This window comes from Thermogutta sp. (assembly GCF_014359955.1).
Taxonomy (GTDB): domain Bacteria; phylum Planctomycetota; class Planctomycetia; order Pirellulales; family Thermoguttaceae; genus Thermogutta.
Map to the genome: position 1 here is coordinate 1 of NZ_JACIYL010000162.1, position 7,208 is coordinate 7,208.

At 58.9% G+C, this 7,208-nt stretch carries 7 protein-coding genes; 4 read left to right on the top strand and 3 right to left on the bottom strand.

Going from position 1 to position 7,208, the window contains the following annotated elements:
• On the top strand, window positions 1-676 hold a 676-nt coding region (locus H5U08_RS07005; protein ID WP_297031604.1), incomplete at its 5' end, for a formyltransferase family protein.
• Here H5U08_RS07005 and H5U08_RS07010 read toward each other — a convergent pair.
• Both H5U08_RS07010 and H5U08_RS07015 read right to left on the bottom strand, forming a co-directional pair.
• A complete protein-coding gene (locus H5U08_RS07010) occupies window positions 669-1,631 on the bottom strand; it encodes a hypothetical protein (RefSeq protein WP_297031606.1) in 963 nt (320 codons plus the stop codon). The two genes, H5U08_RS07005 and H5U08_RS07010, sit on opposite strands and share 8 nt — an antisense overlap.
• Window positions 1,624-2,373, bottom strand: coding sequence for a sigma-70 family RNA polymerase sigma factor (locus H5U08_RS07015; RefSeq protein WP_297031607.1), 750 nt, complete (start codon window positions 2,371-2,373; stop codon window positions 1,624-1,626). The genes H5U08_RS07010 and H5U08_RS07015 overlap by 8 nt, the downstream gene beginning before the upstream one ends.
• A 431-nt stretch (window positions 2,374-2,804) precedes the next feature.
• On the opposite strand from H5U08_RS07015, the gene H5U08_RS07020 reads away from it, so the two are divergent.
• Both H5U08_RS07020 and H5U08_RS07025 read left to right on the top strand, forming a co-directional pair.
• On the top strand, window positions 2,805-4,166 hold the full coding sequence (locus tag H5U08_RS07020) for a Gfo/Idh/MocA family oxidoreductase (protein WP_297031609.1): 1,362 nt from the start codon (window positions 2,805-2,807) through the stop codon (window positions 4,164-4,166).
• A 75-nt stretch (window positions 4,167-4,241) separates the two neighbouring features.
• Window positions 4,242-4,826 carry a hypothetical protein gene (locus H5U08_RS07025; RefSeq protein WP_297031610.1) on the top strand — a complete coding sequence of 195 codons (585 nt, stop codon included), beginning with the start codon at window positions 4,242-4,244 and terminating at the stop codon, window positions 4,824-4,826.
• Between the two features lie 5 nt (window positions 4,827-4,831).
• Here the strand turns inward: H5U08_RS07025 and H5U08_RS07030 are convergent, their stop codons facing one another.
• Complete coding sequence (locus H5U08_RS07030) at window positions 4,832-6,016, bottom strand: trypsin-like peptidase domain-containing protein (protein ID WP_297031611.1); 1,185 nt, start codon at window positions 6,014-6,016, stop codon at window positions 4,832-4,834.
• A 485-nt stretch (window positions 6,017-6,501) separates the two neighbouring features.
• On the opposite strand from H5U08_RS07030, the gene H5U08_RS07035 reads away from it, so the two are divergent.
• Window positions 6,502-7,191 (top strand): PEP-CTERM sorting domain-containing protein, encoded by a 690-nt coding sequence (locus tag H5U08_RS07035; RefSeq protein WP_297031613.1) that lies wholly within the window; start codon window positions 6,502-6,504, stop codon window positions 7,189-7,191.
• The last annotated feature ends 17 nt before the right edge of the window (window positions 7,192-7,208 follow it).

Here is a 7,208-nt window from a genome sequence, read left to right on the forward strand (position 1 = left end):
GGCGATCTATCACGGTGAAAAAACCACCGGTGTGAGCGTCATCCATATGACGCCCCAGGTCGATGCCGGACCCATCATCGCCCAGGGGGAAATCGAAATCCTTCCCGACGAAACGGCTCCGGAACTCGAACAGCGGCTCGCCAAACTGGGCGCCTGGTTTGTTCGCCGGGCTTTGGACAACCTGGAAGCAGGACTCCTGGAGGCCCTGCCGCAGGATCCTCGACAGGCGTCGCGGGCTCCCCGGCTGAAAAAATCCGATGGTCTGGTGGACTGGAGTCGGCCTGCGGAAGCCATCCGGAATCAGGTGCGGGCGATGGAACCCTGGCCGAAAACTTTCACCTACTGGCATCGGCCGGGCAAGCCTCCGCTCCAAATCATTCTTGGCCCCGTTTCCACGACCAGCGAAATCCCGCCGGACGTCCCGCCCGGGACCGTCGTAAAGGCCGACAAATCAGGGATCGTGGTGGCCGCCGGCCAGGGGGGTGTGGTGATCACGCGACTCCAACCGGCAGGAAAGCGGATGATGTCCGCCGACGAGTTCCTGCGGGGTTACCGACTCCAACCGGGGGATCGCTTCGGGCCTCCTGAGGAAACTTCCAACGTCGCTCGATCAGCCGGTGCAGAAAACAGTGGAAAGCAGAACGTCGATGAACCGGGGCGTTCGGAGGTCACTTGATGGAAACTTGCTCGACCACCGACTGAAAAGGCGGGCGTTCCCAGGTAAGCACAGCAGACTGGGGAACGAACTGGACGTGACCATCGGCAAATAACCAATTCTCGCCCCTTCCCATGTGATTCCACGATCGGCTGCCACACACACTTGTCACGCGTGCATCGCGCCAGATGACCGTGGTGGGGAGGCCCACCGTTTGGCCATACATCTGGGATGAGAAGGGACTTAGACTGAACGGGTCAGATGTGTAACCCATCTGACCTCCAAGGCTGGCGACCTCGATTGGCCCCTCCGTGTCCTGGCCCACCTTTTTCACGGACCAACCCGGACAACATTGCGGTGTATACCCAAAATGCTCGAGGGAAGGAAAGTCAACAGCGGGGAAGGGAGCGTCCTGCCCGGTGATCCCAGCGAGATGAACCTCCGGGTGAAGCGTGTGGTAATGCCCCAGCGCGGTGTAGAGGCGGTGAAGGTTTTCCTGACAGGCGACAACCTGATGGTGGAATCGTGTCTCCACCAGAGCAGGAAGCAAAAGGGCCGCCAGCAAAAGGATAACAACACAACTGGCAAGAAGATCGAGAAGCGACCATGAAGACCGTTCGCCCGCCCAGTAGTCCCCGAGCGGTGCCCATTGGAAGCCGAACTTCCCTGAGCGTCGGCCCAGTCCCGCGGCGCTGCGTGAACCGGCAGAGACGACTGGCGCACCGCCCCACCCATTTTGCCGAGCCAGGCGCTGCCGCTCCCGGGCGACTAGGGCACAGGTGCGGGCCACCAAACCCGGCGGTGGCACCCACTCTTCCCGGGTCTTGTCGAGAACCTCGAAAAACTCCTTCAACTGCCGAAGGCGCCGCCGTAAGCCTGGCCGCTGAGCCAACTCTGCTTCCAGTTGCTCGCGCTCCTCTTCATCCAGTGCGTCGAGGAGGTAGCCGATTAACTGGGCTTCCGGATGGTCAGGCATGGCTTGGTGACTGAGGCAGCTTCAGGTGATGTTCGAGCTTGCGAATCGCGGAATGCAAGCGACTTTTGACAGTCCCTACCGGGATATTCAGGATCTCTGCGGCCTCGCGGTATTTGAGCCCCTGGTAGTACACCAGAAGGATCACCTCCCGGAGAGCCGCCGGCAATTGTTCCAGGGCCTGCTGTACATCCTCTTTACGCTCGCTGAGTTCAAGTCGTTCTTCGGGATCCAGCTCCGCCCCCTCGACAATGTCCACCAAAGCGCCCGATTCATTCTCGGTCAATTGGCCAAAAGTTCGCTGATCCAAACTCACCAGGCGATGCCGCCGGCTCCGGCGTTGGGCATCAATAGCCTGGTTTGTGGCCACCGCGTACAACCACGGGCGGAATCGTCGCCCTGCGTCAAATTGATGACACTTACGGTGGACCTGAAGGAAGGTAGCCTGGAACGCATCCTCGGCCATTTCAGGGTCGCGCAGGTACTGACAGAGGTAATTGAACAATTCGCGTTCGTACCGGCGGACCAGCTCCTCAAAGGCCTGGGGAGAACCGGTCGTCTGGTACTCGCGAATAAGGTCTTCGTCCGACCACTCCGGCCGGGGCGGACCCTGACCTTCCCAATCGTGCTGTCCAGCGAGCGCGTCCATCTTCAATACGGCTTTTCGAGAAAGTACGTTCGGCCGCAGACCGCGACGACGGGCAACCGAACGAGCTCGCTTGCGAAATTTTCGGACACAGATCATTGTACACTCTCCTGACCACTAGCGCTAAGTTCATTTCAGGCGGGTCGTTGGTGGGAGGGTTGCCTCGCTTAGTGCAAATTGAGCGCCAAACTTGCCGCCCCCTTCTCCCCACGGCGCATTCGATGCCGCAAGTTATTTTCTGACAATACCTTAAGGCAATCCAGGCAACCAATATTCGGCTCACGCGGGCGGCCTCCGAAACTCCGGGAGCAGCCGTTCGCCGGCGGTCGAGCCACGGAATTCCGTGACTGGGGCCCGACAGCTGCAGCAGCAAACCACCCTCAAGAGGGGGCTGGACGGAGCGGGAGTACGCTTTCCGGTTGTTGCGACGCGCGGCTCGATCGGATAAAGTTACGACTCCGTCGATCGCAACAGAGCGAAAAGCCTTCCCCAGCACTCTATCGCTAGTTTCTTTGAATGGAGGAGTTCGAATGCCTGGTAACCGACAAAGAGTCAAACGCCGCGACTTTCTCAAGACGGCCGGAGTCACAGTGGCAGCCGGAAGCGTGGCCATTCCGGAACTCATTTCCCCCCGTGCCCTCGCATCCAACGGCAAGCCGGGCGCCAATGAGCGGATTCGCGTGGCCCATATCGGCATGGGCGGCAGGGGCCGAGGGCTGTACGGCGAAATGAGAGGACTCAGGGATGCCGGTCTGTGCGAGCATGTGGCCGTCTGCGATGTCGATGACAGGCGACTCGAAGAGGCGTCGAAAATCGTTGGTCCGCAGGCCGACGTGTACCGCGACTATCGCTACATTTTGGAACGCAAGGACGTGGACGCCGTGGTGATCGCAACCCCCGATCACTGGCACGGCGTGCAATTCGTCCATGCTGCCGAATGTGGCAAACACATCTATTGCGAGAAACCCGCGTGTTGCACCATCGAAGAAGGAAAGGCGATGATCGAAGCGGCCCGGCGAAACAAGATCGCCAGTCAGATCGGATCCCAGGGCCGTTCCCAGCCTGAGGCGTATCTGGCACATCGGTATCTGGTCAACGGGAACATCGGGCGGGTTTATCGGGTCGATTGCTGGCATTACCCCAGCCCGGTCGATAAGAGTCACACCCCCGATTCCGACCCGCCGCCGGAACTGGATTGGGATTTATGGCTCGGCCCGCTGCGCTGGCGGCCGTATAACAAGCGGTATTTGCATGGGGTCTTTCGCTGGCTTTTGGAATCGGGCGGCGGACAGATTCGCGACCGGGGTGCCCACGTGATGAGCTGCGCGATGTGGTGGCTCGGAGCGGACGGTACAGGCCCTGTGGAAGTGGAAGCGACCGGAACTCCACCCGAAGAAGGTCTATGGGATTCCTGCGTGGAAATGAAGGTCACGTATGTCTTCAAGAATCCCGATTGGATTCTGACCTGGAACCAGCCCGGAGAACCGGTCCCGCCGGAGGAACGAACGGGGAAAGAGCCGGGTGGCAAGATTACGCGGCCCGGTTATGGCGCCGTCTACCGCGGCGAGAAAGGTACCATGGTTCATTGGGGTGGCGACGGCGGCACCTGGGTAGAAAAGAAGGTCCGCGAGTGGGTACCACCGCCGGGCGCCAAGGATGTCTACAAAAGCCCTGGCCATTTCGAAGACTGGTTCGAGGGTATCCGCACCGGCAAGAAAACGATCATGAACGTGGAGGCTGGCGTGGGAGTGGCCTACCTCTGCATCCTCGGAAATCTCTCCTACATGCTGGGGCGAAAGCTCCACTGGGATCCGGTCAAACAGGAAATTATCGGCGACGAGCAAGCTCGACGCCTGATGGTGCGTCCCCAACGACACCCGTACCATCTGTGATGGAAACAGCCAATCAAAAATGGCGGGTATTTTTGAGTCGAAAACAAACAGCGTAGCAATAAAGGGAAACGAACAATGGAACAACTGACCGTCGCAAAACTGATTGAACTACTCAACTCCCCGGACCCGTTTGTCCGACGTGACGCCTGGCTGGCTGCGGGGCCGCTCGGTGCTGCCGCGCTCCGCCCCCTGGCGGATCTTGCGGCCACGGGAGAGCTGGAAATTTCACGTGCGGCAAACCGTGGCATGTGGCAGATTGTCCGCTACGTCGGAGCGCCCGGACGAGAAGAGCTTCGCCGTCCAGCGGTGGAAACCTTGGGCGAGATGGTGGTCGATACTCGGCTTCCCGTTCAGCTCCGCCGCGATATCGTGTGGATGCTGTCGGAAATCATCAAGGATGAGGAGATCGATCAGGCGTCGGCTTTGCCGTTGCTCCTCGATGCCGATCTCGGTGAAGACGTACGGATGGCCCTGCAACGCGTCGCCGGCCCCAACGCGATTGGCGTCCTCAAGGCCGGATTCACTCAGGCGCAGGGCGAACACAAGACGGCCATCGCGTGCTCTCTACGGAAGTGCGGCATCGCCATCGATGAACCGCCCTGCCCGAAGCTCGTCCCCCGCAAGACCACGACGGTTAAACCCGTGGGACGTGATGCATAGAACATTTACCCCTGGCTGGGATTTTGCGGACGAGCCACCAGGACGGCCTTGACATCGAAGATGTGGCCGTTTCTGAGAACTTGAAGCGTCACTTCCTTGCCCACCTCACTCATGTTAACAAGCGTGATGAGGTGGGCATCGTTTTCAATGAGCTTGCCATCCATCCGCAGGATGATATCGCCGGGCTGGAGCCCAGCTTTGGCGGCCGGCGAGTCGGGTGTGACCGTCACCACCCGCGTCCCCACAAGCTGTTGTAAACCTGCCTGCTGCGCGGCCTGATAATCAAACCGCGCATCTAATGTGACCCCCAAAAATGCCCGCGTCACGACTCCCTTTTCCACAAGCTGCTTGGCCGTAAAAAGAAACGTGTTGATAGGAATGGCGAAGCCCACGCCTTCATTTCCTCCGGAACTGCTGGCAATGGCCGTGTTGATGCCGATCACTTCGCCGTTGAGGTTGACCAGGGGCCCCCCGCTGTTTCCAGGGTTAATGGCCGCGTCGGTCTGGAGAAAGTCCTGAAGCCGGACGTTGGAGTCACCGAGATCCAGATCCCGTCGTCCCTTGCCGCTGATGATGCCGAATGTGACGGAGTGGCTCAGCCCGAAGGGACTTCCAAATGCCAGGACGAAATCGCCAATTTCCACCTCGTCGCTGTTGCCCAACGGGGCCGTGATGACATCGCTGACTCCCACCTCCATCACTGCCACATCCGTCTCGGGATCTGACCAGATCCTTAACGGTTGGATGATCCGTCCGTCGGCGAGCGAAATCCGAACTTTATCCGGAGTCGCACCGGCAATGACATGGCGATTGGTAAAAACACATGTCTTCCCGTCCAACTGGACCAGGATGCCGGAACCCGCCTCTTCCACAGGCCGGGCCGCCCCATGCTGAAGAGCGCGTCGGCCGAGGACCTCTGCCTCAATGTGTACAACGGCCGGTCCGATGAGCTTGGCGATGAGTCGTGTGGCGTTCGCCTGCGCCTGAAGCACTTTGACCGCCTCGGCCAACTGCTGCTGTAGGACGGCTCGGGTTTGCTGATCCACCGGACCGTAGCGATCAACCGCTATGGTGATCGTTTTAACTCGCCCCGCCTCTTCGGCCCTGGCGGGGGAAAGCCCTGCAGCGAGAGCAAATAGCAGACCAACAAAGGCCCAAACAACACCTTTCTTGATTAGTTTTATTAGCATTATTTGGTACTCCCGAGTCGGTTCGGCTCGCCGGATCTTCGTGATCCACCTCTAAATATACAACGCCCCTCGCCGGGAGAACGGTCCCAGCCCGGGCAGTTTTTGCAGCCCGGGCCGCAGGAGTGCCCCCGAAAGGAAATCCAGGGATTCAATACAATAAGCGTGTTGCACAACGTACGAAAGACACGCAGTTTACGTAGTATCGGTCAGTCAACCCGTTCACCTGGGGGGAACTTTTTTCTGGCGACACTTGTCGAAATCGAAGGCGATCGACGTGTTGCCACCTCTCGAAGTAGACCCCCCATACGAGCTATATACTGCACGCATTTTCAACAGTCTATGCGTGTTTTGCATTTTCGCTTGATTCACACCCGGAAGTTTGATTAACATGGATCAGTTAGCAGAGACGCATGAGCTGCGTAGAGTTAGATAGATGGGCAGAAAGTCTTCCGGAACAGAGATTCAGAGGCGTTAGGAGAAAAGTCATGAGAATGGTTCGAGTCCTGGGTTTGTTCGCCGTTGTTGCTGGTCTGTCACTCTGGGGCAGCCAGGACGCCCACGCTGGGATCGTGTGGGTGAACCCTGATGATTACGCGGTGGGCTCACAAATTACGCCCCCGTTCGTGACACTCACCGCGGTGCTGGGCAACACCACCCAGAACCCCCCCGATGGTCGGGTGCTCGCTCTCGTCGATGACAAAGGCCATTACCCCAGCACAATCCACTTCTTCGGCTGGCACGTTCTCCCACCGGTCGACACCGATCAGGTCTCCTGGCGGGGAAAATGGGCCAACCTTCAGGCGGTCTTCGACAGTCCCGTGTCGTATGTCGCCATGGACTTTTACCGGAACGATTTTTACGGCGGGTCGAATCCAGATGAGATTGGCTTTATCCTGGCCTTTGATGCTGCCAACAACCTCATCTGGAATGAATGGGTCTATCTCGAACAGTTCGAGGATTGGAAGACGGTGGAGATTTCTCTCCCCAGCCCACAGATCAAGAAGGTGGTGGCGGGAGGTGTTTACGTGAAAAAGTCTATCGATCAGGACATCCTCATCCGCCGACTGGGATACAGCATCGAGCCGATTCCGGAACCGTCGACACTGGTTGCCCTGGTTGGCGGTGCAGGCGCACTGGCTCTTCTCAGACGGCGAAAAACGAGACGGCCTGCCTGAGAGCCGTCCTTCTCCCT

Coding starts and splice junctions, on each gene's coding strand:
- H5U08_RS07010 (WP_297031606.1), bottom strand. CDS start 1,631: ATGCCTGACCATCCGGAAGCCCAGTTAATCGGCTACCTCCTCGACGCA.
- H5U08_RS07015 (WP_297031607.1), bottom strand. CDS start 2,373: ATGATCTGTGTCCGAAAATTTCGCAAGCGAGCTCGTTCGGTTGCCCGT.
- H5U08_RS07020 (WP_297031609.1), top strand. CDS start 2,805: ATGCCTGGTAACCGACAAAGAGTCAAACGCCGCGACTTTCTCAAGACG.
- H5U08_RS07025 (WP_297031610.1), top strand. CDS start 4,242: ATGGAACAACTGACCGTCGCAAAACTGATTGAACTACTCAACTCCCCG.
- H5U08_RS07030 (WP_297031611.1), bottom strand. CDS start 6,016: ATGCTAATAAAACTAATCAAGAAAGGTGTTGTTTGGGCCTTTGTTGGT.
- H5U08_RS07035 (WP_297031613.1), top strand. CDS start 6,502: ATGAGAATGGTTCGAGTCCTGGGTTTGTTCGCCGTTGTTGCTGGTCTG.